This is a genomic window from Streptomyces sp. NPDC059875 (genome assembly GCF_042731085.1).
Lineage (GTDB): Bacteria > Actinomycetota > Actinomycetes > Streptomycetales > Streptomycetaceae > Streptomyces.
Window position 1 is genome coordinate 56,853 of record NZ_JBHWJZ010000009.1, and the last position, 24,251, is coordinate 81,103.

A 24,251-nucleotide genomic window follows, 5' to 3' on the forward strand; every position below is an offset into this window, starting at 1 on the left:
AACAATACTGCCGGTATCGATTTTAGCCCTCGTCGCCGGAGGCCTCATGGACAGCGCCGTCACCACCCCCGCCCCCGCCCTCGACAAGCCGCTGATGCACTACGGCAAGCGCACGCTCGACCGCCTCGAGCCGGGCGCGCCCCAGCCCGACTACGAGCTCCTGGACGTCAGCCCGCTCACCCCGCACATCGGCGCCGAGATCGACGGCGTCGACCTCTCGCTCCCGATCGGCGCGGACCTCGCGGAGGAGATCAGGCAGGCCCTGCTGGAGTGGAAGGTGCTCTTCTTCCGCGACCAGTACGCCTTCGACCCGCAGTCACAGCTTGCGTTCTCCGGTCTGTGGGGCGAGCCGGAGTCGAACCCCTTCTTCCCCAAGGGCGACACCGTCGGCGTCTCCCGGCTGGCCAAGGACGCCATGGCCATCGGCACCGAGAACATCTGGCACAGCGACCACTCGTTCATGGCCGCGCCGGCCCTCGGCTCCGTCCTGCGCGCCGTCGAGGTCCCGTCCGCCGGTGGCGACACCATGTGGGCGGACATGGCGGCCGCCTACGACAACCTCACCGAAGCCATGAAGGCCCGGATCGAGGGGCTCACCGCCGTGCACGACTGGGTGCCCAGCTGGGGCTCGCTCATGACCGAGGCCCAGGTCGCGGCGCACCGTGCGAACCTGCCGGCCGTCGAGCACCCGGTGGTCGTCCACCACCCGCGCACCGGCCGCAGGCTGCTCTACGTCAACGAGCCGTTCACCACCCGGATCGTCGGCCTGTCGGACGAGGAGAGCCGCGAGCTGCTCGCCGAGCTCGTCCTCCAGGCCCGAATCCCCGAGTACCAGGTGCGCTTCCGCTGGCAGCCGGGCTCGGTCGCGATCTGGGACAACATCGCCACCCAGCACTACGCGATCAACGACTACTTCCCGCAGCGCCGGGTCATGGAACGCATCGCCATCGCCGGCGTCCCGCTCTCCTGACGGTCCACCGGACCTGTCCCGCTTCTCGCCCTCCCTCCCCATCCAGTCTCCGCGGAGCCCTTGTGACCGACACCGATGTCGCACCCGCTGTGCCCGCCGGCCCCCTGAAGGCGCCGAGCAGATCCGGACGCCGCGCGTGGATCGTCACCGCGCTGCTCGTCGTCTTCATGATGATCAATTTCGCCGACAAGTCCGTGCTCGGGCTGGCCGCGGAGGAGATCCGACAGGACCTCGGCCTGTCCGCGTCGGCCTTCGGGCTCGCCAGCAGCGCCTTCTTCCTGCTGTTCTCGATCTCCGGTGCCGCGGTGGGGCTGCTCGCGGACCGCATACGGCCCAAGTGGCTGATTCTCGCGATGGCCGTCCTCTGGTCCGTCTCCCAGGCGCCGCTGGCGGTGGGCGGAGGGCTCGCGGTGCTCATCACCTCGCGTGTACTCCTCGGTGCTGCCGAGGGGCCCGCCTTCCCCGTCGCCCAGCAGGCCACCCTGTCCTGGTTCCCCAACCACCGGCGCAATCTGCCCGGGGCGATGATCGTCCTCGGCGTCACCCTGGGGGTCCTGGTCGCGGCTCCCGTTCTCACCTGGGTGATCCAGCACCACGGGTGGCGCTCGGCCGTCGCCGCGGTGGCGCTCGTGGGTGTCGTGTGGGCGCTGCTGTGGATCCCCCTCGGCGGGGAGGGACCGTACGCGGCCGCGTCGGACACCACGTCGGACACCGCGGCGCCGGCCGCCTCCGGCCAAGGGAGGGGCGAGGGGGTGGTGGCGGGAACCGGGCCGGGTTCGGCCCGGCACAGGACGCCGTACCGGCGGATCCTCGCGACCCGTACCTGGATCGGCGCCACGGCCGCCTACTTCGGTACGTACTGGGTCATCGCCTTCGCCCTGGTCTGGCTCCCCTCGTACCTCCAGGACGCGCTGGGCTACGACTCGGCCGGGGCCACCCAGGTGCTGATGCTGGTCTGGGGGCTGGGCGGCCTCGTGGTGCTCGGTCAGGCAGGCCTGACCGGATGGCTGCTGCGCCGCGGGACCGCGAGTCGGTGGGCCCGCGGCGGGGTCGGCGGCGTGCTGCTGCTCATCGGTGCCGTGTCGTGCCTCGCCCTGCCGCTGGCCCCGGCCGGTGCCGTGACCGCCATGCTCCTGGTCGCGGGATTCGGGCTCGCGGGAGCGATGAGCAGCGTCGCCGTCACCACCGTCACGGAGCTGGCTCCGGCCGACCGCCGCGGCGGTGCCCTGGGCATCATGAACGCCCTGGTGACCACCGCCGGTCTGATCGCCCCGACGTTGATCGGGCGCCTCGTGGACACCCACGGCGCCGAGGGCTACCAGCACGCGGTCCTGATCACCGGCGGCGTGCTCCTGCTGAGCGGAGCAGCCGCCCTCACCCTGATCGACCCGGACCGCGACGCCCGCCGACTGTCCGCGTGACCGCGACGCCCCCCCGACTGTCTGCGTGAGCGCCCGCCCGCCGACTGTCCGCGTGACCGCACCCCCGCCGACTCTCTGCGTGACCGTCGCCCCCGCCCGTCCGCGTGACCGCACCCCCGCCCGACCGTCCGCGCGACCCCACGCCCGCCGGCCGTCCGCGTGACCGCACGCGCGTCGTCTTCTCCGCGCGCAGCGCCCAGACCAGGCATGCCTCCCGACCCCACACCTTCCCCAAGGGACGACGTTGAACACCAGCGCCCTCGACACCTCCTTCCTCGACCGCACCGTGGCCGACGTACGCGCCAACGCCGAGTCCTGGACCTCCACCCCCCTCACCGAACGCATAGCCCTCCTGGAGCGGCTGCTGCCACGCGTCATCTCCCGCGCGGCCGAGACGGCCGGCGCGGGCGCCAGGGCGAAGGGATACGGCCCCGGGTCCCCCTGGGCCGCCGAGGACTGGATCGGCGGCCCGTGGGCCCTGGCCCAGAACACCACCGCGCTTCTGCACGTCCTGCGACGGATCGCCGCCGGCCGGGATCCGCTGGACGCCAAGGCCGTCCACGAGGAGCACGGCCGCACCCGGGTGGACGTCTTCCCCGCCACCGGCTGGGACACCCTGCTGCTCAACGGGTTCACGGCCCAGGTGTGGATGCGCCCCGGCGTCACCGCCGAGCAGGCGCGATCGCTCGCCGCGGGCGAGTACCGGGGAAGGCAGGGGAGCCCCGCCCTCGCCCTGGTGCTCGGCGCCGGCAACGTCGCCGCCATCACCGCGCTCGACATCCTGCACAAGCTCTATGTCGAGGGCCAGGTCGTCATCGCCAAGATGAACCCGGTCAACGCCTATCTGCGCCCCCACTTCGCGTACGTCTTCACCGAGTTCGTCGAGCGGGGCTGGCTGCGCTTCGTCGACGGCGGCGCGGACGAGGGCGGCTATCTCGCCCGTCACAACGGCATCGACACCATCCACGTCACCGGCAGCGACCGCACCCACGACGCCCTCGTCTGGGGCACCGACGAGGGCGCCGAACAGCGCCGTCGCGACGACCTCCCGCTGATCGCCAAGCCGTTCAGCAGCGAACTCGGTGGCGTCAGCCCGTGCATCGTGACGCCGGGACCGTGGAGTGCCGCCGACTTCCGCTTCCAGGCCGAACACATCGTCACCAGCAAGATGAACAACTCCGGCCACAACTGCATCGCCAGCCAGATCCTGGTCCTGCCGCGCGACTGGGACGGCACCGAACGGCTCCTGGACGAGATCCGGCGGGTGTTGCGTGAACTGCCCCCGCGCACCGACTACTACCCCGGCGCCGCCGGCCGTCTCGCCGCGGTGCGCGAGGCGCACCCGCAGGCGGAGATGCTCGGCGACGACTGCAGGCTGCTCGTCCCCGACATCACCGACCACCACGACGACCTCCTCATCACCGACGAGGTCTTCGGCAGCGCCCTGGGCGTCGTACGCCTGCCCGGCGCGACCCCGGCCGAATTCCTGCGGCACGCCGTCGACTTCGCCAACGACACCCTGCCCGGCACCCTCGGCGCCACCCTGATCGTCCACCCGAGGACCGAGAAGACCCACCGGGAGGCGGTGCGTACCGCCATCACCGAGCTGCGCTACGGCACGCTGGGCGTCAACTGCTGGTCGGGCGTCGGCTTCCTTCTCGGCTTCACCCCCTGGGGCGCCTTCCCCGGCCACACCCGGCAGGACATCGGCAGCGGCATCGGCTTCGTCCACAACGCCTTCATGCTCGAGGGCGTCGAGAAGACCGTGCTGCGCGCCCCCTTCACCCCCGCCCCGCGCGGTCTGCTCACGGGCGACCCGTCGCTGTCCCCGCGCCCCCCGTACTTCGTCACCCACCGCACCGCCCTGACGACGGTGGAGCGCCTCACCCGCTTCACGGCGGCGCCGGGCCTGACGAAGCTGCCCGCTCTCTTCGCCTCCGCGCTTCGAGGCTGACCCCCGGTCTGCCGCGCCCGCACGTCCCCGCGCCCGCCGACACACCCTTACGGAGACCCCATGCTCAACCTCGCCGCCCTCCTGGAGCACAGCGCCCGTACCGTGCCCGACCGCACGGCAGTCGTGCTGGGCACCCAGCGGCTGACCTACGCCGAACTGGACACGGCCGCCCGCCGAGTGGCCACCCTGCTGCGCTCACGCGGCATCGAGCCCGGTGACAAGGTCGCGCTGTCCTGCCCGAACCTCCCCTGGTTCCCGATCGTCTACTACGGCATCCTCAAGGCCGGAGCGGTGGTCGTCCCGCTCAACGTGCTGCTCAAGGGCCGGGAGATCGCGTACCACCTCGCCGACTCCGAGGCGAAGGCCTACTTCTGCTTCGAAGGCACCGCGGACCTCCCGATGGGGCAGGAGGGCTGGTCCGGTTTCGGTGAGACCCCCGGCTGCGAGCACTTCTTCCTGATGACCGCCGCCCCCACCGAGAACTCGCCGATCGCGGGCGCCGAGACCCTGACCGCGGCGCTGGCCGGTCAGAGCGCGGACTTCGAGACGGCGGCCACCGAGTCCGATGACACCGCGCTCATCCTGTACACCTCCGGCACCACCGGCCGCCCCAAGGGTGCTGAGCTCACCCACTCCAACCTGATACTCAACGTCCTCACCTGCCACAAGTTGTTCGGCGAGGCCGACCACGACGTACACCTGATCGCCCTGCCGCTCTTCCACTCCTTCGGCCAGGTCGTTCAGATGAACGCCGGTATCGCCTCGCAGGCGACGCTGGTGCTGCTGCCGCGCTTCGACGCCAAGTCCACGCTGGCCCTGATGCAGCGTCACGCCGTCACCATCTTCGCGGGCGTCCCCACGATGTACTGGGCCCTGCTCGAAGAGGACGCGCCCGATGTGGACGTGGAGCAGATCGCCAAGAACCTGCGGCTGGCCATTTCGGCCGGCGCGGCCCTGCCGGTCGAGATCCACCGCCGGTTCGGCGAGCGCTTCGGGGTCACCCTCATGGAGGGGTACGGCCTCTCGGAGACCAGCCCGGCGGCCACCTTCACACCGCGCGGTGAGGAGGCGCGCCCGGGCTCCATCGGACTCCCCGTCTGGGGCGTCGAGGTGGACCTGGTCGACAAGGACTGGACCCCGGTCCGGGGCGCCGACGCGATCGGCGAGATCGTCATCCGCGGGCACAACATCATGAAGGGCTACTACAACCGGCCCGAGGCGACCGCCGAGGTGATGCGCGACGGCTGGTTCCGCACCGGCGACCTGGCCCGCCGGGACGCCGACGGATGGTTCTACATCGTCGACCGCGCCAAGGACATGATCATCCGCGGCGGCTTCAACGTGTACCCGCGGGAGATCGAGGAGGTGCTGCTCACCCACCCCGCCGTGAGCATGGCGGCCGTCATCGGCGTGCCGCACGACCGCCACGGCGAGGAGATCAAGGCCTGCGTGGTCCGCGCGCCGGGAGCGACGCTCACCGAGGAGGAGCTGATCGACTGGTGCAAGGACGAGATGGCGGGCTACAAGTACCCCCGTCTGGTGGAGTTCCGTACGGTCCTTCCCACCAACGCCACCGGCAAGATCCTCAAGCGCGAACTCCGGGACATGGACGGCGGCGCGGTCGAGGGGACCGGGTGAGCGAGGCGCCCGGCAGCGCCGACCACGTCGTCGTCGGGGAAAGGGCGGCGGATCTGCTCGCGGCGAGCTGAGAACGAGAACGCCGGGGCGACCGGTCCCTCGGAGACCGGCCGCCCCGGCCTTCACTCGCCCGCCACGGCCTTCACCGCCACCGTCACCGGGATCGAGCCGCCGATCAGTTCCAGGGTCAGGCCGGCCGTCGCCGGAGTGTCCAGGAGTTCCGCGAGGACCGCCGCCACGTCGTCGCGGGAGATCGGGCCGCGGCCCGTCGAGGCCTCCAGGCGGACCAGGCCCGTGCCCGCGTCGTTCGTCAGCATGCCGGGGCGCAGGATCGTCCAGTCCAGGCCCTTGCGGGCGCGTACGGAGTCGTCCGCCGCGCCCTTGGCGCGCAGGTAGACGTCGAAGACCTCGTCGCCCTTGTGGGCGGCGTCGGCGCCCATGGACGAGACGACGATGTAGCGGCGTACGCCCGCCCGTTCCGCCGCGTCGGCGAACAGGACCGCGGCCGCGCGGTCCACCGTGTCCTTGCGGGTCGTGCCGCTGCCCGGGCCCGCGCCCGCCGCGAAGACCGCCGCGTCGGCGCCCTGCAGGACCGCCGCGACCATCTCCACCGTGGCCGACTCCAGGTCCAGCACGACCGGTTCGGCGCCCGCCGCGCGCAGGTCGGCGGCCTGCTCCGGATTGCGGATGAGCCCCGCGGGTTCGTGCCCCGCCGCCGAGAGCAGCCGCTCCAGACGCAGGGCGATCTGACCGTGTCCTCCAGCGATGACAATGCGCATACTCACGACCGTACGACGGGACCGGCCGGAGGGCTCCCCGGCTCCGGACGTTCCGGGCGGGCCTGGCGCGGCAGGTCGAGCGCCGCCGCCGAGTCGCAGTACTCCCGCACCGCGCTCGTCCGCGCCACCACCCGGCCCCGGTGCACCACGATCCGGCTGTACGCGAGGGACAGCACGCCCGACAGGCGCTCCCCGCGCACCGCCAGCAGCTCGGCCGGGAAGCCGGCCTCCACCCGTACCTCCGCGAGCCCCATCGCCGTACGGGCCGCCGCGCTCACCGCCGCGTACGCGTCCTCGGCCGGCAGCCCGCCCAGCGAGGCCAGCAGGTACGCGGCCTCCAGCGGGTCCCCGCGCCCCACCGGGTTGGAGACGTCCCGCAGCGCCCCGCCGCCGGCCGCGAGCCGCACCCCCGCGGCGCGCAGCAGCCGGACCGGCGGCGCGGCGCGCAGCTCGGTCGCCCCGCAGCCGCCCTGCGGGAGACAGACCACCGTCACCCCGGCCGCGGCCAGTTGGTCGGCGGCCCGTCGGGCCACGTCCGCGGGCAGCAGGGCCAGGCCCGCGCAGGGGCCGATCGTCACGCCGGGCCGCAGCCCGCCCGCCATCGCCGCCAGTCGGGCGAGCCGCGCCGGGTCGTCGCCGTCGGTGTGCAGGTCGACCGGGCATCCGTGCTCCGCCGCCACCTCCAGGACCGCCTCCACGTACCCGGCCGGGTCGGGGTCGAGGTCCGGGCAGCCGCCCACCACGCCCGCGCCCATCTTCACGGCGTCCCGCAGCATCGCGAGGCCGTCCGCGCCCGCCACGCCGGTGAGCAGCCGGGGCACGGCGACCGTCGTCAGTTCCGCCAGTCCGCGCAGCGAGCGCCGGGCCTGGAGGACGGCTTCGAGGGGGCCGAGGCCCTGGACGTCGCCGATCCGCACGTGCGCGCGCAGCGCGGTGGCGCCGTGGCCGAGTTGCAGCAGCGCGGCCTCGGTGGCCCGCCGCTGCACCTCCTCGGGGGCGTACGAGACGGGGCCGGGGGAGTCGGCGCTGAGCGCGGTGTCGGCGTGGGCGTGCGGCTCCGCGGGGGCGGGGAGCAGGAGGTAGCCGGCGAGGTCGACGCGGGCGCCGAGGGCGGTGAGGCTGCCGGCCGTACCGACCGCCTCGATCCGGCCGCCGCCGAGCCGGACGTCGACCGTCCGTCCGTCGGTGAGCCGGGCGTTGGAGAGCAGGAGCGAGGTGGAGTCGGCGGTGGCGGCGGCCCAGTCGTCGGGCGGCTGGGGCTGCTTGCTGTCGGCTGACATCGGGCTCCTCAAGGCTCCTCAGGTTCCAGCTCACGTTCCAGCTCAAGATCAAGATCACGCAGCGTGGGGCCGAGCCTAGGGGCGCTCCGCCCGCCCTTCGAGGAGGAGCGCAATAGTCGTACTGATGAGGCCACGTGTGGCGTACGGGACGGGCGAGAAGACCTCGCGAAGACCTCGTGCGCGGGCGCGCGGAGGGAGGGCGGGAAACGGATTTGGGCGATCGGCGGAGGACCGTGTAATGTCTTCATCGCTCGCCCCAATAGCTCAGTCGGTAGAGCGTCTCCATGGTAAGGAGAAGGTCTACGGTTCGATTCCGTATTGGGGCTCTGGTGAGGAGGAACCCGCCTTCGGGCGGGAACCCGATCATCAAAGCGGTGTAGCTCAGTCGGTAGAGCAAGCGGCTCATAATCGCTGTGTCACCGGTTCAAGTCCGGTCACCGCTACACACAGTAGCCGATTGTGGGGTCGGTCCTTCGATCGGCTACTCTTCTATGCGTTCATCCGTCCATCCGTCCGTCAAGGAGCACTCACGTGGCTGCCACCGACGTCCGCCCGAAGATCACGCTGGCCTGCGTGGAGTGCAAGGAGCGGAACTACATCACCAAGAAGAACCGGCGTAACAACCCGGACCGTCTTGAGATGAAGAAGCACTGCCCTCGCTGCAACTCGCACACGGCGCACCGCGAGACGCGCTAATCAGGCTCGTACACGAGGCCGTCCCCACCAGGGGGCGGCCTCGTGTCGTTTGTCGGCAACAAATCCAGGAGGTATCGAGTCCATGGCGCTCGACCAGTCCTTCGTGGGCCGGACCTATCCGCCCACCGCGCCCTACGAGGTGGGCCGCGAAAAGATCCGCGAGTTCGCCGAGGCGATCGGCGACGCGAATCCCGCCTATGTCGATCAAGAAGCGGCGAAGACTCTCGGTCACCCCGATGTGATCGCCCCGCCGACTTTTGTGTTCGCGATCACCTTCAAGGCCGCGGGGCAGGTCGTCGAGGACCCGCAGCTGGGCCTGGACTACAGCCGTGTCGTGCACGGCGACCAGAAGTTCGCGTACACCCGGCCGGTGCGGGCGGGGGACCGGCTGTCGGTCACCTCGACCATCGAGGCGATCAAGTCGCTGGCGGGCAACGACATCCTGGACATCCGCGGTGAGGTCCACGACGAGACCGGCGAGCACGTCGTGACCGCGTGGACCAAGCTCGTGTCGCGCGCCCCCGAGGAGGTCTGAGGATGACCGCGAAGATCGCTTACGACGAGGTCGAGGTCGGCACGGAGCTGCCGGCGCAGTCCTTCCCGGTGACGCGCGCCACGCTGGTGCAGTACGCCGGCGCCTCCGGGGACTTCAACCCGATCCACTGGAACGAGAAGTTCGCGGTCGGGGTCGGTCTGCCCGACGTCATCGCGCACGGCATGTTCACCATGGCCGAGGCGATCCGCGTCGTGACCGACTGGGCCGGCGACCCGGCGGCCGTCGTCGAGTACGGCGTGCGCTTCACCAAGCCGGTGGTCGTGCCGAACGACGACAAGGGCGCGCTGATCGAGGTCAGCGCCAAGGTCGCGGCCAAGTCGGACGACAACCAGGTCCGGGTGGACCTGACGGCGATGTCGGCGGGCCAGAAGGTCCTGGGCATGTCGCGGGCCGTGGTCCGGCTCGCGTAGAGCCGTCGTGATGGAGGGGGCGGTTGCCGTGCGCGGCCGCCCTCTCTCTGCCCTTGCGAAGTTAGTGATTGAGTACTAACTTGGTCTCATGGTCCGGATGAGTGCGGAGGAGCGGCGCGAGAGCGTCATCCGAGCGGCGATGAGCGAGTTCAGTCGCGGCGGTTACTACGGCACGTCCACCGAGGCGATCGCCAAGCGCGTCGGCGTCTCGCAGCCGTACCTCTTCCGGCTCTTCCCGGGCAAGAAGGCCATCTTCCTGGCCGCGTCCGAGCGCTGCATCAGCGACACGGTCCGCGTCTTCGAGGAGGCGGCGGAGGGGCTGTCCGGCGAGGAGGCCCTGCGTGCCATGGCCAACGCGTACACCCGGATCATCGCCGAGGATCCCGACCGGCTCCTGATGCAGATGCAGGTGTACGTGACCGTCGCCGCCGCCGAGGCGGCCGGCGACCACGAGTTCGGCGAGGCCGTGCGGGCCGGCTGGATGGGGCTCTGGGAGACCGTCCACCTCGCGCTCGGTGCGGACACCGACGAGACCACGACCTTCCTGGCGTACGGGATGCTCATCAACACCCTCGTCGCCATGGGCTTTCCCCCCGAGCACCGGGTCTGGGAGGGGTTCTACCCGTCCGCCCGTCGCCTCGGTCGTCTGGAGAAGTAGCGCGGGCCGGCGTCATGCGTCCCGGCCTTTCCATGATCCGGAAAGTTAGTTATCAATAACTAACCCGAGACCTGAGGGGCAGCAATGAACCAGCCAGCAGCCCGCCGCGGTTCCGCCGCCTGGGCCCTCGTCATCACCAGCGTCGCCGGCTTCATGGCGGCCCTCGACAACCTCGTCGTCACCACCGCCCTGCCCTCGATCCGCGAGGACCTCGGGGGAGCGCTGCACGACCTCGAATGGACCGTGAGCGCGTACACCCTCACGTTCGCCGTCCTGCTGATGTTCGGCGCCGCCCTCGGCGACCGCTTCGGACGCCGCCGACTCTTCGTCGTCGGACTCGCCGTCTTCACCGGCGCCTCCGCCGCGGCCGCGCTCGCCCCCGGCATCGACGCGCTGATCGCCGCGCGCGCCGTCCAGGGCGTCGGCGCCGCGATCATGATGCCGCTCACCCTCACCCTGCTCACCGCCGCCGTCCCGGCCGCCAAGCGCGGAATGGCGTTCGGCATCTGGGGCGCCGTCAACGGCCTCGCCGTGGCCTCCGGCCCTCTCATCGGCGGCAGCCTCACCGAGCACATCTCCTGGCAGTGGATCTTCTGGCTGAACGTTCCGCTCGGCCTCGCCCTCCTGCCGCTCGCCCGGCTGCGCCTGGCGGAGTCGTACGGCACCGGCGCCCGGCTCGACGTCGTCGGCACGCTTCTCGCCAGCGGCGGCCTCTTCGGCATCGTGTACGGGCTGATCCGCGGGCCGATCGACGGCTGGACCTCCGCGACGGTCCTCACCGGACTGATCGCGGGCGCCGCGCTCGTCGGCGGGTTCGTCCGCCACGGCATCCGTGCGAAGGCGCCGATGCTGCCGATGCGGCTCTTCCGCGACCGCGCGTTCTCCGGGATCAACGCGGCGAGTCTGCTGATGTTCCTGGGCATGTTCGGCTCGATCTTCCTGCTCAGCCAGTACATGCAGGGCGTTCTCGGGTACTCGCCGACTGAGGCGGGGCTGCGGATGCTTCCGTGGACCGGCATGCCGATGATCGTCGCGCCGCTGGCCGGCGCGCTGTCCGACCGGATCGGCGGCCGCCCGGTCGTCGCGGCGGGGCTCGCCCTCCAGGCGATAGGCCTCGCCTGGTTCGCGCTCGTCGTCACCCCCGACGTCTCGTACGCCGCGCAGCTCCCCGCGCTGGTGGTGAGCGGTGTCGGCATGGCGCTCTACTTCGCGCCGGCGGCCAACCTCGTCATGTCCAGCGTCCGCCCGTCCGAGCAGGGCATCGCGTCCGGCGCGAACAACGCCCTGCGCGAGGTCGGCGGCGCGCTCGGCGTCGCGGTGATGGCCTCGATCTTCGCGGCGCAGGGCGGGTACGGGTCGGCGCAGCAGTTCGTGGCCGGTCTGGAGCCGGCGCTCTGGGTCGGTGCCGGGATGGTGGCGCTCGGCGCCCTGTCCTCACTGTTCATCCCGAGGCGCGGGGCCGGGCAGCGCCCGGGCCCGACGGAGTCGCCCAAGACCGAGGCGGAGGAGCCCGGCGAGAGCCCCCTCGCCACGGTGTGACGGCGCACCGGCCCGGCAGCGGCCGGCCGGCGCGCGGCCCGCACGGCAGTCCAGCCAGGCCGCACCGAACGCCGCCGGGGAGACCCGGCGGCGTTCGGTGTCCCGCCCGGTCCGGTGTCCCGCCCGGTCCGGCGTCCCGCCCGGTCCGGCGGCCCGGAACGCCCGGCCCTCCGCCGGACCCCGGCGGCGCACAGGTCTTCCGCTCCCCGGCGCACCGGTGCTTCGCCCGGTGGGGGCGTCCGCCCTCCGCCCGGTGCCCCGGGCTCCGTCTGGCGGGCCCCGGCCGCCTTGCGCTCGGCGCCGCTTGGTCTTCTGCCCGTCCGCTGCCCGGCCCTCCGCCCGGTGGCGTCCGCTGTCCGGCGGACACCGCTCTTCCGGTCGGCGGCGTCCGCCCTCCCGCCCCCGGGGGGCGACGGGCCACGCGAGGGGAGCGGTCTGGTCGTCGGCTCAGCAGTGCCGTACGTCGCGCGGGTCCCGCTGCGCCGGGATACGGCCCCAGCACCCCTGGTCGTGTCAGGGCTCGGTGTCCCGTGCCGGAGGCGGACGCGGCTCCCGGGTGGGGCGGACCCGTACCCTTGGGGCCGTGCAGCTTCTCCAGGACGCCCCCCTCGCCCCCCTGACCACCTTCCGGCTCGGCGGTCCCGCCGGGCGGCTCGTCACGGCCGTCACCGATGACGAGGTGATCGCCGTCGTCCGCGAGGCGGACGCCAACGGCACTCCGCTGCTCGTCATCGGCGGGGGATCGAACCTGGTCATCGGCGACAAGGGCTTCGACGGAACCGCCCTGCGCATCGCCACCACCGGCTTCGCCCTCGACGGCACGCGGCTGGAGCTGGCCGCCGGTGAGGTCTGGACGGACGCCGTGGCGCGCACGGTCGAGGCCGGGCTCGCCGGGGTCGAGTGCCTGGCCGGGATCCCCGGCTCGGCGGGTGCGACGCCGATCCAGAACGTCGGCGCGTACGGCCAGGAGGTCTCCGCCACCATCACCGAGGTCGTCGCCTACGACCGCCGGGCCGACGAGACCGTCACCCTCACCAACGCCGAGTGCGCCTTCTCGTACCGCCACAGCCGCTTCAAGGCCGACCCGGACCGCTACGTCGTGCTGCGCGTCCGCTTCGAGCTGGAGGACGCGGCCGGGCTCTCCGCGCCGATCAAGTACGCCGAGACCGCCCGCGCCCTCGGCGTCGAGGCCGGCGACCGCGTCCCCCTCGCGCAGGCCCGGGAGACCGTCCTGAAGCTGCGGGCCGGCAAGGGCATGGTCCTGGACCCCGCCGACCACGACACCTGGTCCGCCGGCTCCTTCTTCACCAACCCGATCCTGACGCAGGCGGAGTACGAGACCTTCCTCACGCGCGTCGCCGAGCGGCTCGGCACGGACGTGACCCCGCCCGCCTTCCCCGCCGGGGACGACGGCGCCGTCAAGACCTCGGCGGCCTGGCTCATCGACAAGGCCGGCTTCACCAAGGGGTACGGCTCCGGCCCCGCCCGTATCTCCACGAAGCACACCCTCGCGCTGACCAACCGCGGCGAGGCCACCACCGAGGACCTCCTCGCGCTCGCCCGCGAGGTCGTCGCCGGCGTGCGCGACGCCTTCGGGATCACGCTCGTCAACGAGCCGGTGACGGTCGGCGTCAGCATCTGAGCGTTCCGATCCGAGCATCCACGGAACCCTTTGGGTTCCCCACGTTGTCGAGTGGGTGACAGGCTCCCGGGAAGCGGGGGCCGCACGCTCGTCGAGGGGGAGCCGTGGAGGGGACGGGCCCACCGGACTTCGCCGATTTCGCGGAGTCCGCGTACGCCTCACTGCTGCGCACCGCCCGGCTCCTGACCGGTGACCCGCACGCCGCCGAGGACCTCGTCCAGGCCGCGCTGGTCAAGGTCTATCTGCGCTGGGGCGGTGCGGCGGGCTGGGACTCACCCCAGGCGTACGCCCGCAAGGTCGTCGTGAACCTCTACGCGACCTGGCGCCGCCGCCGCTGGCACACCGAGGTCGTGCGCCCCGGGAGCGACACCGCACCCGACACGGCGCCCGACACCCGCGACATGGCCGGCGGCGCCGACGCGCGCCTCGAACTCGCCCGTGCGCTCGCCGCCCTGCCCCGCGCGCAGCGCGCGGTGGTGGTGCTCCGCTTCTACGAGGACCTGTCCGTGGAACAGACGGCCGAGCTGCTCGGCTGCTCGCCCGGGACGGTCAAGAGCCGGACCAACAGGGCCTTGGAACGGCTGCGCGCCGGGGGCGCGCTCGCCGGATACGCGGGAAGGGGCGCGTGATGGACGACCGCGTGATGGACGACCGCTTCATGGACGACTCCGAGGACTCCCTGAGGCGCGGACTGCGCGAGCTGGCCGACGGCGGCACCGGACCGCCGCCCGTCGGCGCGGTCGTGGCACGGGGGCGGCGGATCCGGCAGGTACGGCGTTCGCTCGCGGCGGGAGCGGCGACGCTCGTGGTCGCGGGCGGCTCGGTCCTGGGCGTCCGCTGGACGGACCCGGACCCGGCCCCGGAGCCGCTCGCCCCACCCCCGGGCCCGACCGCGCTCCCGTACGAGGGGAAGTACCGGCCCCAGCCCCCGTCCGGCCCCCACGACCCCCTGGACACCGGGCCCCGCGCGCCGGTGGAGAACGTGCGCTACCGCTACGACCTGTCGGCCGTCTGCGATCTGCGGTACGCCGTCTTCGGCGGGCGCCTCTGGGAGCGCGCCGAAGACGGCTCCTCGGTAGCGGTGCGCTGGGCGGCGGACCGGATGCGGGGCTACATGAGCTGGTCGGACGGCCGGCGCTCCCGCTCCGAGCCGGACACGGCGGTCTTCGAGACGGACACGCCCGCCCTGCCCGCGATCACCTTCCGGCCGCTGGCCGGGCCCGCGCCGGAGTGCCTCGGCGAGGAGCCCGAGCGGCGGTACGGGGACGCTCCGGCCGCCACGCTCGGTCCGGACCGGCCGGTGCGGGGCGTCCGGTACCCGTACGACATGACCAAGGAGTGCGGGATGCGCTACGCGGTCTTCGGGGGGAGGCTGTGGCGGGCCGAGGCCGAGGCCGAGGGCCGGACGGAGACGATCGTCGACTGGGTGAACGACCTCCCGCTGGCGGCCTTCATGACCCTGACCTCGGAGCGGGCCGCGGTCCTGGAGTGGCCGGCCGGGGCCGGGGAGACCTCGCGGACGACCACGTACCGCCCGGTGGAGGCGCGGGGCGACGACTGCGCGTAGGCCGCCGCCCCAGCCCGTCCCCCGCCTCAGTACGCGACGCCCACGCCCTGCCCGACGGTCGCCGGGTCGTCGATCATCGCCAGCATGGCGTGGGCGACGTCGGCGCGGGCGAGGGAGCGGCCCCGGGGCGGGGTGCCGCCGACGACGGAGCGGTAGCGGCCGGTGACGGGCTTGTCCGTCAGCTTGGGCGGGCGTACGGACGTCCAGTCCGTGGCGCTGGCCGCCAGGTCGCCCTCCATCACGCGCAGGTCGTCGTAGATGTCCTTCAGGACGGAGTTGATGATCGCGAGCACGGCCTTGTCGAGGACGCTCTGGCCGTCCGGGACGGGGCCGAGCGGGGCGGCGCTGACCACCAGCAGGCGCCGGACACCCTCCGCGTCCATGGCGGCGAGGACCGAGCGGGTCAGCTTCGCGGCGACGCCGGCGTCCGCGCGGCTGCGCGCACCGAGCCCGGAGAGCACCGCGTCCTTGCCCGCGACGGCCCCGCGCAGGGCGTCGGGGTCCGTGAGGTCCGCGCGGTGGACCTCGAGCCGCTCGCCGGTCACCGTGAACCGCGCCGGGTCGCGCACCACCGCCGTGACCTCATGGCCCGCGGCCAGTCCCTGGCGGACGATCTCCTGGCCGATGCCGCCGGTCGCACCGAAGACAGTGAGCTTCATGTCGCACCCTCCTGGGGTGGGTAAGTGTTCACTCACCCCTAGAGTGAGTGTGTACTCACCCTCTCGTCAAGCGCGGTTGGAGCGGCCATGGAGAAGAAGCCCACCCGGGAGCGGATCCTCGACGCGGCCCATGAGCTGTGGACCACCGTGGGCCTCGCCCGCACGACCACCAAGGAGATCGCACGGGTCGCCGGATGCTCGGAGGCGGCGCTGTACAAGTACTTCGCCGGCAAGGAGGAGCTCTTCGTCGCCGTCCTGACCGAACGTCTCCCCAAGCTGGCACCGCTGCTCGAATCGCTGGCCGCCGAACCGGGTCGGCGCACGGTGGAGGAGAACCTCACGGAGATCGCCCGCCAGGCGGCCCTCTTCTACGCCGAGAGCTTCCCGATCGCCGCGTCCCTCTACGCCGAGACCCGGCTCAAGGCCCGCCACGACGCGTCGATGCGGCGGCTCGACGCCGGGCCGCACCGCCCCTTGGAGAGCCTCGACGCCTACCTGCGCGCCGAACAGGCGGCTGGCCGCGTCGACGCCGGCGCCGACACCTTCGCGGCGGCGTCCTTGCTGCTCGGCGCATGCTCCCAGCGGGCCTTCGCCTACGACGCGAAGATCGGCAAGGAGCCCCCACAGGACCTCGACACCTTCGCGACCTCCCTCGCCCGCACCCTGCTGGCCGGCATCGGCTAGGCCACCGGCGCGGCCAGCCAGTCGTCGATGCCCGACAGCAGTTTCTGCCTGACGTCCGCCGGGGCCGCCGAGCCGCGGATCGACTGGCGGGCCAGTTCGGCCAGTTCCGCGTCCGTGAAGGCGTGGTGGCGGCGGGCGATCTCGTACTGGGCGGCGAGGCGCGAGCCGAAGAGCAGCGGGTCGTCGGCGCCCAGCGCCATCGGGACACCGGCCTCGAAGAGCGTGCGCAGCGGAACGTCCTCGTGCTTCTCGTAGACCCCGAGGGCCACGTTGGAGGCCGGGCAGACCTCGCAGGTCACGCCCTTCTCGGCGAGCTTGCGCAGCACCCGCGGGTCCTCCGCCGCCCGCACCCCGTGGCCCACCCGCGCCGCCCGGAGGTCGTCCAGACAGTCCCGTACGGACGACGGACCCGTCAGCTCGCCGCCGTGCGGGGCCGCCAGCAGACCGCCCTCGCGGGCGATCGCGAAGGCGCGGTCGAAGTCGCGGGCCATCCCCCGGCGCTCGTCGTTGGAGAGCCCGAAGCCGACCACGCCCCGGTCCGCGTACCGCACCGCGAGCCGCGCGAGCGTACGGGCCTCCAGCGGGTGCTTCATCCGGTTCGCGGCCACCAGGACCCGCATCCCGAGCCCGGTCTCCCGCGCGGCCGCGTCCACCGCGTCCAGGATGACCTCCATCGCCGGGATCAGACCGCCGAGCAGGGGAGCGTACGAGGTCGGGTCGACCTGGATCTCCAGCCACCCCGAGCCGTCCCGCACGTCCTCCTGCGCCGCCTCGCGGACCAGGCGCTGGATGTCCTCGGGCTCCCGCAGACAGGACCGGGCGATGTCGTACAGGCGCTGGAACCGGAACCAGCCGCGCTCGTCGGTCGCCCGCAGCTTGGGCGGTGTGCCACTGCTCAGCGCCTCCGGGAGATGGACGCCGTACTTGTCGGCCAGTTCCAGGAGGGTCGTGGGCCGCATCGAACCCGTGAAGTGCAGGTGCAGATGTGCCTTGGGCAGCAGGTTGATGTCGCGGAAAGCGTGCTCGGAAACGTGCTCCATTGAAGGATCTTGCCGCACCCGAATGGACGAACACAGCCCCTTTCCCCGATCGGGACCTTGCTAGAACGTAAAAACGGACCCCCGGTTCCGGAGAACCAGGGGTCCGCGAGCCACTCGGTGAGCCGTCAGTCGCGGGCCTCCGCCAGCAGCTTCTGCATCCGGGACACGCCCTCCACCAGCGGCTCGTCACCCAGGGCGTACGAGAGCCGCAGGTAGCCGGGGGTGCCGAAGGCCTCGCCCGGGACGACCGCGACCTCGACCTCGTCCAGGATCAGCGCGGCCAGCTCGGCCGAGGTCTGCGGACGCTTGCCGCGGATCTCCTTGCCGAGCAGCGCCTTCACCGACGGGTACACGTAGAACGCGCCCTCCGGGGTCGGGCAGAGGACACCCTCGATCTCGTTGAGCATCCGCACGATGGTCTGGCGGCGCCGGTCGAAGGCGCGCCCCATCTCCGCGACCGCGTCCAGGTCGCCCGACACGGCGGCGAGCGCGGCCACCTGCGCCACGTTGCTCACGTTCGACGTCGCGTGCGACTGCAGGTTGGTCGCGGCCTTCACGACGTCCTTCGGGCCGATGATCCAGCCCACGCGCCAACCGGTCATCGCGTACGTCTTGGCGACACCGTTGACCACGATGCACTTGTCGCGCAGCTCCGGCATGACGGCCGGCAGGGACACGGCGGAGGCGTCGCCGTAGACCAGGTGCTCGTAGATCTCGTCCGTCAGCACCCACAGACCGTGCTCCACGGCCCAGCGGCCGATCGCCTCGGTCTCGGCCTCGCTGTAGACCGCGCCGGTCGGGTTCGACGGGGAGACGAAGAGGACGACCTTGGTCTTCTCCGTGCGCGCCGCCTCCAGCTGCTCCACCGAGACGCGGTAGCCGGTGGTCTCGTCGGCGACGACCTCGACCGGGACACCGCCCGCGAGCCGGATCGACTCGGGGTACGTCGTCCAGTACGGGGCCGGGACGATGACCTCGTCGCCCGGGTCGAGGATGGCCGCGAACGCCTCGTAGATGGCCTGCTTGCCGCCGTTGGTCACCAGGATCTGGGAGGCGTCGACCTCGTAGCCGGAGTCGCGCAGCGTCTTGGCGGCGATCGCGGCCTTCAGCTCGGGCAGACCGCCGGCCGGCGTGTAGCGGTGGTACTTCGGGTCCTTGCACGCCTCGACGGCGGCGTCGACGATGTAGTCCGGGGTCGGGAAGTCGGGCTCACCCGCGCCGAAACCGATCACCTTGCGCCCGGCGGCCTTGAGGGCCTTGGCCTTGGCGTCGACGGCGAGGGTCGCGGACTCGGAGATCGCACCGATGCGGGCGGAGACCCGGCGCTCGGTCGGAGGGGTAGCAGCGCTCATACGGCCCATGCTCCCAGACCCGCTTCCCGCCCGGCACACAGGTTTCAGGGAGCGGACAGGAACGGTCATTCCTGGTCGTACGAGGGTCCGCGGGGGCCCTCACGTGCTTTCTGTTCGACGCGGGGCTCATGAACACGTACACTCACTGCTCGTTGGCCCTCACCGACCTCGTCTCACGATGCGGTAGGTTGGGGAAGCCGCAAAGGGTCGTAGCTCAATTGGTAGAGCACCGGTCTCCAAAACCGGCGGTTGGGGGTTCAAGTCCCTCCGGCCCTGCTACACACACCGCCAGGATGTGTGCGCATGTACGTACTTCTATGCACCGCCGTGCGGATCCACCCGGCACGGCACTGCCATGACCCGGGATCAGGTGAGAAGCGTGACGGACGCCGTGGGCTCCATCGACATGCCTGATGCCGAGGACGAGGCGCCGGACTCGAAGAAGAAGGCCCGCAAGGGCGGCAAGCGCGGCAAGAAGGGCCCTCTGGGCCGTCTCGCGCTCTTCTACCGCCAGATCATCGCGGAGCTCCGCAAGGTCGTCTGGCCCACTCGTAGCCAGCTGACGACGTACACCACGGTAGTGATTGTCTTCGTTGTCATCATGATCGGCCTTGTCACCGTGATTGACTATGGCTTCCAGGAAGCAGTCAAGTACGTCTTCGGCTGACTTCTTGTTCCACCCCATCTGTATCCAGGAAGAAGCAGCCACCGTGTCTGACCCGAACCTGAACGAGTCTGTTTCCGAGGACGAGCTCGACATCCTCGAGGCGGCCGACGAGGACCAGGCTGAGGCTGCTGACGCCGCTGCGGGCGAGGCTGCCGAAGAGGCCGCCCTGCAGATCGAGGACGAGTCCGACGAGGACATCGCGGACGAGGTCGAGGACGAGGACGACTCCGAGTCCGAGGACACCGACGTCGAGGCCGAGGTCGAGGCCGAGGAGGCCGACGAGGAGCCCGCCGCTCCGGTCGACCCGATCCAGGCCCTCCGTGACGAGCTCCGTGGCCTGCCCGGCGAGTGGTACGTGATCCACACCTACGCGGGCTACGAGAAGCGCGTGAAGGCCAACCTCGAGCAGCGTGCCGTCTCGCTGAACGTCGAGGAGTTCATCTACCAGGCCGAGGTGCCCGAGGAAGAGATCGTCCAGATCAAGAACGGCGAGCGCAAGAACGTCCGGCAGAACAAGCTGCCCGGCTACGTTCTCGTCCGCATGGATCTGACGAACGAGTCCTGGGGCGTCGTCCGCAACACCCCCGGCGTCACCGGCTTCGTGGGCAACGCCTACGACCCGTACCCGCTGACCCTGGACGAGATCGTCAAGATGCTCGCCCCGGAGGCCGAGGAGAAGGCCGCCCGCGAGGCCGCCGAGGCCGAGGGCAAGCCGGCTCCGGCCCGCAAGGTCGAGGTCCAGGTGCTGGACTTCGAGGTCGGCGACTCGGTCACCGTCACCGACGGTCCCTTCGCGACCCTCCAGGCCACGATCAACGAGATCAACGCCGACTCGAAGAAGGTCAAGGGCCTCGTCGAGATCTTCGGTCGCGAGACTCCGGTCGAGCTCAGCTTCGACCAGATCCAGAAGAACTGACCGCACAGGTCACAGGTTTCCGACCCAGGTCAGAGTGGCTCTCACAGCCGCTCTGACCTGCTCGGTTTTTAGCCGCACGTCTATACCCGTTATCGTGGTGCGGTATGCCTCCATCCGGATGACCGGATGGCGGGCTGAACACTCTCACTAGGACCCGGAGAGAGCAATGCCTCCCAAGAAGAAGAAGGTCACGGGGCTTATCAAGCTCCAGATCAACGCTGGTGCGGCCAACCCGGCCCCGCCGGTCGGTCCCGCGCTGGGCCAGCACGGCGTCAACATCATGGAGTTCTGCAAGGCCTACAACGCCGCGACCGAGTCGCAGCGTGGCATGGTCGTGCCGGTGGAGATCACGGTCTACGAGGACCGTTCCTTCACCTTCATCACCAAGACTCCGCCGGCCGCCAAGCTGATCCTCAAGGCCGCGGGTGTGGACAAGGGCTCCGGCGAGCCGCACAAGACCAAGGTCGCCAAGCTGACGGCTGCCCAGGTCCGCGAGATCGCCACGGTCAAGCTCCCCGACCTGAACGCCAACGACCTCGACGCCGCGTCGAAGATCATCGCCGGCACCGCCCGTTCCATGGGCATCACGGTCGAGGGCTGATCACCCCCCTCGTGACCTCAGTGGTAGGGCCGGCGCGGCCCGCACCACGACTCCATACCTGAACCAACAGGAGCAGAAGTGAAGCGCAGCAAGGCTCTCCGCAGCGCGGACGCCAAGATCGACCGGGAGCGGAACTACGCCCCCCTCGAGGCCGTCCGTCTCGCCAAGGACACCGCCGCCACCAAGTTCGACGGCACCGTCGAGGTCGCCTTCCGCCTGGGTGTCGACCCGCGCAAGGCCGACCAGATGGTCCGTGGCACCGTGAACCTCCCGCACGGCACCGGTAAGACCGCCCGGGTCCTGGTCTTCGCGACCGGTGACCGTGCCGAGGCCGCAGTTGCCGCTGGCGCCGACATCGTCGGTTCCGACGAGCTCATCGACGAGATCTCCAAGGGCAACCGCCTGAACGAGTTCGACGCCGTCGTCGCCACCCCGGACCTCATGGGCAAGGTCGGCCGCCTCGGCCGCGTCCTCGGCCCGCGTGGTCTCATGCCGAACCCGAAGACCGGCACCGTCACCCCCGATGTCGCCAAGGCTGTCAACGACATCAAGGGCGGCAAGATCGAGTTCCGCGTCGACAAGCACTCGAACCTGCACTTCATCATCGGCAAGGTCTCCTTCGACGAGACGAAGCTGGTCGAGAACTACGCCGCGGCTCTGGAGGAGATCCTCCGTCTGAAGCCGTCCGCCGCCAAGGGCCGCTACATCAAGAAGGCGACCCTGACGACGACGATGGGCCCCGGCATCCCGCTGGACTCCAACCGCACCCGCAACCTCCTCGTCGAGGAGGACCCGGCCGCGGTCTGAGCCCCACAGGCTCACTGAGTGGTCACCGGCCCCCTGCCCCTCCTCGGAGGGGCGGGGGGCCGGTTTTTTCGTACGACGCCGTCGGTGCGGTGGGTTACCGTTCAGTCGACCGACGAACTGAAGATCAAGGGGTGGGGACTCATGGGCAGGACCTCGTGGAAGCGCGCCGGTGTCTCGCTGGTCGCCGTGGCCGTCGTGGCCGGTGTCGCGGGCTGTGAGGGCGGCGGAGGCGGGGGCGGCGGCAAGAAGGCCGCCGAGGCGCCGGCAAAGCCGCAGATCCAGACCCATGCGGCCGTCACGAAGGTCATCCAGGCCGCGTACGAGAAGACGTCGGCCGCCAAGTCCGCGAAGATCCGGATGACCATGACGATGCCGGCCGGCCTGGAGGGCGGCGGCACCATGGAGATGACCGGTGTGCAGGGGTGGGACCCCGCGGTGATGGACATCACCATGAAGGGCTCCATGTTCGCGACGGGGAATCCCGAGGGCCCCGAGCAGATGCGCGTGATCATGCTCGACGGCGCGATGTACATGGACGTGGGTGCCGAGCAGGCCGCCGAGATGGACGGCAAGCGCTGGATGAAGCTCGACTTCAAGGCCGCCGCGGAGATGTCCGGGGACAAGAACCTCCAGAAGTCGATGACCGGTGGCCTGGAGAACATGAACCAGGACCCGGCCAAGCAGATGGCCCTGATGCTGGACTCGCCGAACCTCAAGCACGTGGGCCCGGAGAAGGTCGACGGCGTGGAGGCGCAGCACTACAAGGGCTCGCTGACCCTGGAGCAGATGGCCGCCACGAACAAGTCCCTCGACGTGCTCTCCGAGAAGGAGCGCAAGGACCTGCTCGACAGCGTGAAGAAGTCCGGCATCACGGGCTACGACACCGAGCTGTGGGTGAACGGCGACGGCTACCCGGTGAAGATGGACATCGGAATGAAGACGCCCCAGGGCACGGTCAAGATCGTGGGCCACTACTCGGAGTACGGGGCCAAGGCCGCCGTCCAGGCGCCGCCGGCCAAGGACACGACCGACCTCTTCGAGATGCTGAAGGGGCTGAAGGGCCTCGGCGCGGACGCCGGCCAGGCCTGAGCCGACTGAGCCGTACGGGCGGATTTGCTCCCCGCCCTTGCTGTCGCGTACTCTTCCACAGAAGCCAAAGACCGCTGGTCGTTGCTGTGCCCCCGCAAGGGAGTGCAGTGGCCGAAGGTTCGCTGAGATGCGAACGGCCCGCGCAGGTGATCGTGGAAGAGTTCCCGGATCTTGATCCGGTCGAGCTGAGCCCCGTGCGCCTGCGCCGGGGCGTTTTCTTTTGTTCAGCCCCTTCTGAGCGGTCCTCATCACCCGGAAGGAGGCCGACGCTCTATGGCAAGGCCCGACAAGGCTGCCGCGGTAGCCGAGCTCAAGGACAAGTTCCAGAGCTCGAGCGCCGTCGTGCTGACCGAGTACCGGGGTCTCACCGTGGCCCAGCTCAAGACGCTGCGCCGTTCGCTCGGTGAGAACGCCCAGTACGCCGTGGTGAAGAACACGCTGACCAAGATTGCGGCCAACGAGGCCGGGATCACCTCGCTCGACGACCAGTTCACCGGTCCGACGGGCGCTGCCTTCATCACCGGTGACCCGGTGGAGTCGGCGAAGGGTCTTCGTGACTTCGCCAAGGACAACCCGAACCTCATCATCAAGGGCGGTGTCCTTGATGGTAAGGCGCTGTCCGCCGATGAGATCAAGAAGCTTGCGGACCTCGAGTCCCGCGAGGTTCTGCTCTCCAAGCTGGCCGGTGCCTTCAAGGGCAAGCAGTCTCAGGCTGCCTCCCTCTTCCAGGCGCTGCCGTCGAAGTTCGTCCGCACCGCGGAGGCGCTTCGCGTCAAGCTCGAAGAGCAGGGCGGTGCCGAGTAACTCGGCTCGCGCAATGATCGCCGCCCACTAGGGCGACGGTCGCAGCGGGCCGAAAGTACGCCCGCCTCTATATACAACCGGCACCTGCCGATTTAGTGGAAGGATCGCCCATCATGGCGAAGCTCTCTCAGGACGACCTCCTCGCCCAGTTCGAGGAGATGACCCTCATCGAGCTCTCCGAGTTCGTGAAGGCGTTCGAGGACAAGTTCGACGTCACCGCCGCCGCCGCCGTCGCCGCTGCCCCGGTCGGCCCGGGCGCCGTTGCCGAGGTCGTCGAGGAGAAGGACGAGTTCGACGTCATCCTCACCGGCGCCGGCGAGAAGAAGATCCAGGTCATCAAGGTCGTGCGTGAGCTGACCTCCCTGGGCCTGAAGGAGGCCAAGGACCTCGTCGACGGCACCCCGAAGCCGGTCCTCGAGAAGGTCGCCAAGGAGGCCGCGGAGAAGGCTGCCGAGTCCCTCAAGGCTGCCGGCGCCTCCGTCGAGGTCAAGTAACACCTCGCGAGTCTCCTGACTCGCTCAG

The 24,251-nt window shown here is 70.9% G+C and carries 25 protein-coding genes and 3 tRNA genes; 23 read left to right on the forward strand and 5 right to left on the reverse strand.

The window, feature by feature from the left end; genetic code table 11:
* Window positions 1–46 precede the first annotated feature (46 nt).
* The 4 genes from ACFV9D_RS13810 (at window position 47) to ACFV9D_RS13825 (ending at window position 5,983) form a co-directional block, all read left to right on the forward strand.
* Window positions 47–970 carry a TauD/TfdA dioxygenase family protein gene (locus tag ACFV9D_RS13810; RefSeq protein ID WP_385145033.1) on the forward strand — a complete coding sequence of 308 codons (924 nt, stop codon included), beginning with the start codon at window positions 47–49 and terminating at the stop codon, window positions 968–970.
* Between the two features lie 62 nt (window positions 971–1,032).
* Window positions 1,033–2,391, forward strand: a complete 1,359-nt coding sequence (locus ACFV9D_RS13815) for an MFS transporter (RefSeq protein ID WP_385145035.1) — start codon at window positions 1,033–1,035, stop codon at window positions 2,389–2,391.
* 244 nt (window positions 2,392–2,635) lie between these two features.
* Window positions 2,636–4,345, forward strand: coding sequence for an aldehyde dehydrogenase family protein (locus tag ACFV9D_RS13820; RefSeq protein WP_385145037.1), 1,710 nt, complete (start codon window positions 2,636–2,638; stop codon window positions 4,343–4,345).
* Window positions 4,346–4,405: 60 nt separating this feature from the next.
* Complete coding sequence (locus ACFV9D_RS13825) at window positions 4,406–5,983, forward strand: long-chain fatty acid--CoA ligase (RefSeq protein WP_385145039.1); 1,578 nt, start codon at window positions 4,406–4,408, stop codon at window positions 5,981–5,983.
* A 122-nt stretch (window positions 5,984–6,105) separates the two neighbouring features.
* Here ACFV9D_RS13825 and ACFV9D_RS13830 read toward each other — a convergent pair whose 3' ends face one another.
* Both ACFV9D_RS13830 and ACFV9D_RS13835 read right to left on the reverse strand, forming a co-directional pair.
* Window positions 6,106–6,762: an SDR family oxidoreductase gene (locus ACFV9D_RS13830; protein WP_385145041.1), complete on the reverse strand. Its 657-nt coding sequence runs from the start codon at window positions 6,760–6,762 to the stop codon at window positions 6,106–6,108.
* 2 nt (window positions 6,763–6,764) lie between these two features.
* Window positions 6,765–8,042: an amidohydrolase family protein gene (locus ACFV9D_RS13835; RefSeq protein ID WP_385145043.1), complete on the reverse strand. Its 1,278-nt coding sequence runs from the start codon at window positions 8,040–8,042 to the stop codon at window positions 6,765–6,767.
* Window positions 8,043–8,295: 253 nt separating this feature from the next.
* On the opposite strand from ACFV9D_RS13835, the gene ACFV9D_RS13840 reads away from it, so the two are divergent.
* The 10 genes from ACFV9D_RS13840 to ACFV9D_RS13885 all read left to right on the forward strand — a co-directional run bounded on the left by ACFV9D_RS13840 (window position 8,296) and on the right by ACFV9D_RS13885 (window position 15,110).
* A tRNA-Thr gene (locus ACFV9D_RS13840) sits at window positions 8,296–8,368 on the forward strand.
* A 44-nt stretch (window positions 8,369–8,412) separates the two neighbouring features.
* A tRNA-Met gene (locus tag ACFV9D_RS13845) sits at window positions 8,413–8,485 on the forward strand.
* A gap of 88 nt (window positions 8,486–8,573) precedes the next feature.
* Window positions 8,574–8,738, forward strand: coding sequence for a 50S ribosomal protein L33 (gene rpmG / locus ACFV9D_RS13850; protein ID WP_003956487.1), 165 nt, complete (start codon window positions 8,574–8,576; stop codon window positions 8,736–8,738).
* An 82-nt stretch (window positions 8,739–8,820) separates the two neighbouring features.
* Window positions 8,821–9,273, forward strand: coding sequence for a MaoC family dehydratase N-terminal domain-containing protein (locus ACFV9D_RS13855; RefSeq protein WP_385145045.1), 453 nt, complete (start codon window positions 8,821–8,823; stop codon window positions 9,271–9,273).
* Window positions 9,274–9,275: 2 nt separating this feature from the next.
* A complete protein-coding gene (locus tag ACFV9D_RS13860) occupies window positions 9,276–9,704 on the forward strand; it encodes a MaoC family dehydratase (protein WP_385145047.1) in 429 nt (142 codons plus the stop codon).
* A gap of 88 nt (window positions 9,705–9,792) precedes the next feature.
* On the forward strand, window positions 9,793–10,362 hold the full coding sequence (locus tag ACFV9D_RS13865) for a TetR/AcrR family transcriptional regulator (RefSeq protein ID WP_385145049.1): 570 nt from the start codon (window positions 9,793–9,795) through the stop codon (window positions 10,360–10,362).
* 84 nt (window positions 10,363–10,446) lie between these two features.
* Window positions 10,447–11,901, forward strand: a complete 1,455-nt coding sequence (locus tag ACFV9D_RS13870; protein ID WP_385145051.1) for an MFS transporter — start codon at window positions 10,447–10,449, stop codon at window positions 11,899–11,901.
* Window positions 11,902–12,457: 556 nt separating this feature from the next.
* Window positions 12,458–13,543: a UDP-N-acetylmuramate dehydrogenase gene (locus ACFV9D_RS13875; protein ID WP_385145053.1), complete on the forward strand. Its 1,086-nt coding sequence runs from the start codon at window positions 12,458–12,460 to the stop codon at window positions 13,541–13,543.
* Window positions 13,544–13,647: 104 nt separating this feature from the next.
* Window positions 13,648–14,172 carry a SigE family RNA polymerase sigma factor gene (locus ACFV9D_RS13880; RefSeq protein ID WP_385145055.1) on the forward strand — a complete coding sequence of 175 codons (525 nt, stop codon included), beginning with the start codon at window positions 13,648–13,650 and terminating at the stop codon, window positions 14,170–14,172.
* Window positions 14,172–15,110: a hypothetical protein gene (locus ACFV9D_RS13885; protein ID WP_385145057.1), complete on the forward strand. Its 939-nt coding sequence runs from the start codon at window positions 14,172–14,174 to the stop codon at window positions 15,108–15,110. Before ACFV9D_RS13880 ends, ACFV9D_RS13885 begins: the two co-directional genes overlap by 1 nt.
* Before the next feature lie 26 nt (window positions 15,111–15,136).
* Here ACFV9D_RS13885 and ACFV9D_RS13890 read toward each other — a convergent pair whose 3' ends face one another.
* Complete coding sequence (locus tag ACFV9D_RS13890; protein ID WP_385145059.1) at window positions 15,137–15,769, reverse strand: NAD(P)-dependent oxidoreductase; 633 nt, start codon at window positions 15,767–15,769, stop codon at window positions 15,137–15,139.
* 87 nt (window positions 15,770–15,856) lie between these two features.
* On the opposite strand from ACFV9D_RS13890, the gene ACFV9D_RS13895 reads away from it, so the two are divergent.
* Window positions 15,857–16,453 carry a TetR/AcrR family transcriptional regulator gene (locus ACFV9D_RS13895; protein ID WP_385145061.1) on the forward strand — a complete coding sequence of 199 codons (597 nt, stop codon included), beginning with the start codon at window positions 15,857–15,859 and terminating at the stop codon, window positions 16,451–16,453.
* Here the strand turns inward: ACFV9D_RS13895 and ACFV9D_RS13900 are convergent.
* Together ACFV9D_RS13900 and ACFV9D_RS13905 are read right to left on the reverse strand one after the other, a co-directional pair.
* Window positions 16,450–17,493, reverse strand: coding sequence for an adenosine deaminase (locus ACFV9D_RS13900; RefSeq protein ID WP_385145063.1), 1,044 nt, complete (start codon window positions 17,491–17,493; stop codon window positions 16,450–16,452). The two genes, ACFV9D_RS13895 and ACFV9D_RS13900, sit on opposite strands and share 4 nt — an antisense overlap.
* A gap of 125 nt (window positions 17,494–17,618) precedes the next feature.
* Complete coding sequence (locus ACFV9D_RS13905; RefSeq protein WP_385145065.1) at window positions 17,619–18,845, reverse strand: pyridoxal phosphate-dependent aminotransferase; 1,227 nt, start codon at window positions 18,843–18,845, stop codon at window positions 17,619–17,621.
* A 203-nt stretch (window positions 18,846–19,048) separates the two neighbouring features.
* Between ACFV9D_RS13905 and ACFV9D_RS13910 the strand changes: the two genes are divergently transcribed.
* The 8 genes from ACFV9D_RS13910 to rplL all read left to right on the forward strand — a co-directional run bounded on the left by ACFV9D_RS13910 (window position 19,049) and on the right by rplL (window position 24,223).
* Window positions 19,049–19,121: transfer RNA gene (locus ACFV9D_RS13910), tRNA-Trp, on the forward strand.
* Window positions 19,122–19,224: 103 nt separating this feature from the next.
* A complete protein-coding gene (secE, locus tag ACFV9D_RS13915) occupies window positions 19,225–19,512 on the forward strand; it encodes a preprotein translocase subunit SecE (RefSeq protein ID WP_361860960.1) in 288 nt (95 codons plus the stop codon).
* 43 nt (window positions 19,513–19,555) lie between these two features.
* Window positions 19,556–20,428, forward strand: coding sequence for a transcription termination/antitermination protein NusG (gene nusG, locus ACFV9D_RS13920; RefSeq protein ID WP_385145068.1), 873 nt, complete (start codon window positions 19,556–19,558; stop codon window positions 20,426–20,428).
* Window positions 20,429–20,594: 166 nt separating this feature from the next.
* Window positions 20,595–21,029, forward strand: coding sequence for a 50S ribosomal protein L11 (rplK, locus tag ACFV9D_RS13925; RefSeq protein WP_030318720.1), 435 nt, complete (start codon window positions 20,595–20,597; stop codon window positions 21,027–21,029).
* A 78-nt stretch (window positions 21,030–21,107) separates the two neighbouring features.
* A complete protein-coding gene (rplA, locus tag ACFV9D_RS13930; protein ID WP_385145070.1) occupies window positions 21,108–21,836 on the forward strand; it encodes a 50S ribosomal protein L1 in 729 nt (242 codons plus the stop codon).
* A 141-nt stretch (window positions 21,837–21,977) separates the two neighbouring features.
* Window positions 21,978–22,925 (forward strand): hypothetical protein, encoded by a 948-nt coding sequence (locus ACFV9D_RS13935; RefSeq protein ID WP_385145072.1) that lies wholly within the window; start codon window positions 21,978–21,980, stop codon window positions 22,923–22,925.
* Window positions 22,926–23,198: 273 nt separating this feature from the next.
* The gene (gene rplJ, locus ACFV9D_RS13940) at window positions 23,199–23,729 is read left to right on the forward strand and encodes a 50S ribosomal protein L10 (protein ID WP_215069828.1); all 531 of its coding nucleotides are present in this window, start codon (window positions 23,199–23,201) and stop codon (window positions 23,727–23,729) included.
* 113 nt (window positions 23,730–23,842) lie between these two features.
* Complete coding sequence (gene rplL / locus ACFV9D_RS13945) at window positions 23,843–24,223, forward strand: 50S ribosomal protein L7/L12 (protein ID WP_385145074.1); 381 nt, start codon at window positions 23,843–23,845, stop codon at window positions 24,221–24,223.
* Window positions 24,224–24,251 lie beyond the last annotated feature (28 nt).

Coding starts and splice junctions, on each gene's coding strand:
- ACFV9D_RS13810 (WP_385145033.1), top strand. CDS start 47: ATGGACAGCGCCGTCACCACCCCCGCCCCCGCCCTCGACAAGCCGCTG.
- ACFV9D_RS13825 (WP_385145039.1), top strand. CDS start 4,406: ATGCTCAACCTCGCCGCCCTCCTGGAGCACAGCGCCCGTACCGTGCCC.
- ACFV9D_RS13830 (WP_385145041.1), bottom strand. CDS start 6,762: ATGCGCATTGTCATCGCTGGAGGACACGGTCAGATCGCCCTGCGTCTG.
- ACFV9D_RS13835 (WP_385145043.1), bottom strand. CDS start 8,042: ATGTCAGCCGACAGCAAGCAGCCCCAGCCGCCCGACGACTGGGCCGCC.
- ACFV9D_RS13855 (WP_385145045.1), top strand. CDS start 8,821: ATGGCGCTCGACCAGTCCTTCGTGGGCCGGACCTATCCGCCCACCGCG.
- ACFV9D_RS13860 (WP_385145047.1), top strand. CDS start 9,276: ATGACCGCGAAGATCGCTTACGACGAGGTCGAGGTCGGCACGGAGCTG.
- ACFV9D_RS13865 (WP_385145049.1), top strand. CDS start 9,793: ATGGTCCGGATGAGTGCGGAGGAGCGGCGCGAGAGCGTCATCCGAGCG.
- ACFV9D_RS13870 (WP_385145051.1), top strand. CDS start 10,447: ATGAACCAGCCAGCAGCCCGCCGCGGTTCCGCCGCCTGGGCCCTCGTC.
- ACFV9D_RS13885 (WP_385145057.1), top strand. CDS start 14,172: ATGGACGACCGCGTGATGGACGACCGCTTCATGGACGACTCCGAGGAC.
- ACFV9D_RS13890 (WP_385145059.1), bottom strand. CDS start 15,769: ATGAAGCTCACTGTCTTCGGTGCGACCGGCGGCATCGGCCAGGAGATC.
- ACFV9D_RS13895 (WP_385145061.1), top strand. CDS start 15,857: ATGGAGAAGAAGCCCACCCGGGAGCGGATCCTCGACGCGGCCCATGAG.
- ACFV9D_RS13900 (WP_385145063.1), bottom strand. CDS start 17,493: ATGGAGCACGTTTCCGAGCACGCTTTCCGCGACATCAACCTGCTGCCC.
- ACFV9D_RS13905 (WP_385145065.1), bottom strand. CDS start 18,845: ATGAGCGCTGCTACCCCTCCGACCGAGCGCCGGGTCTCCGCCCGCATC.
- rplK (WP_030318720.1), top strand. CDS start 20,595: ATGCCTCCCAAGAAGAAGAAGGTCACGGGGCTTATCAAGCTCCAGATC.
- ACFV9D_RS13935 (WP_385145072.1), top strand. CDS start 21,978: ATGGGCAGGACCTCGTGGAAGCGCGCCGGTGTCTCGCTGGTCGCCGTG.
- rplJ (WP_215069828.1), top strand. CDS start 23,199: ATGGCAAGGCCCGACAAGGCTGCCGCGGTAGCCGAGCTCAAGGACAAG.
- rplL (WP_385145074.1), top strand. CDS start 23,843: ATGGCGAAGCTCTCTCAGGACGACCTCCTCGCCCAGTTCGAGGAGATG.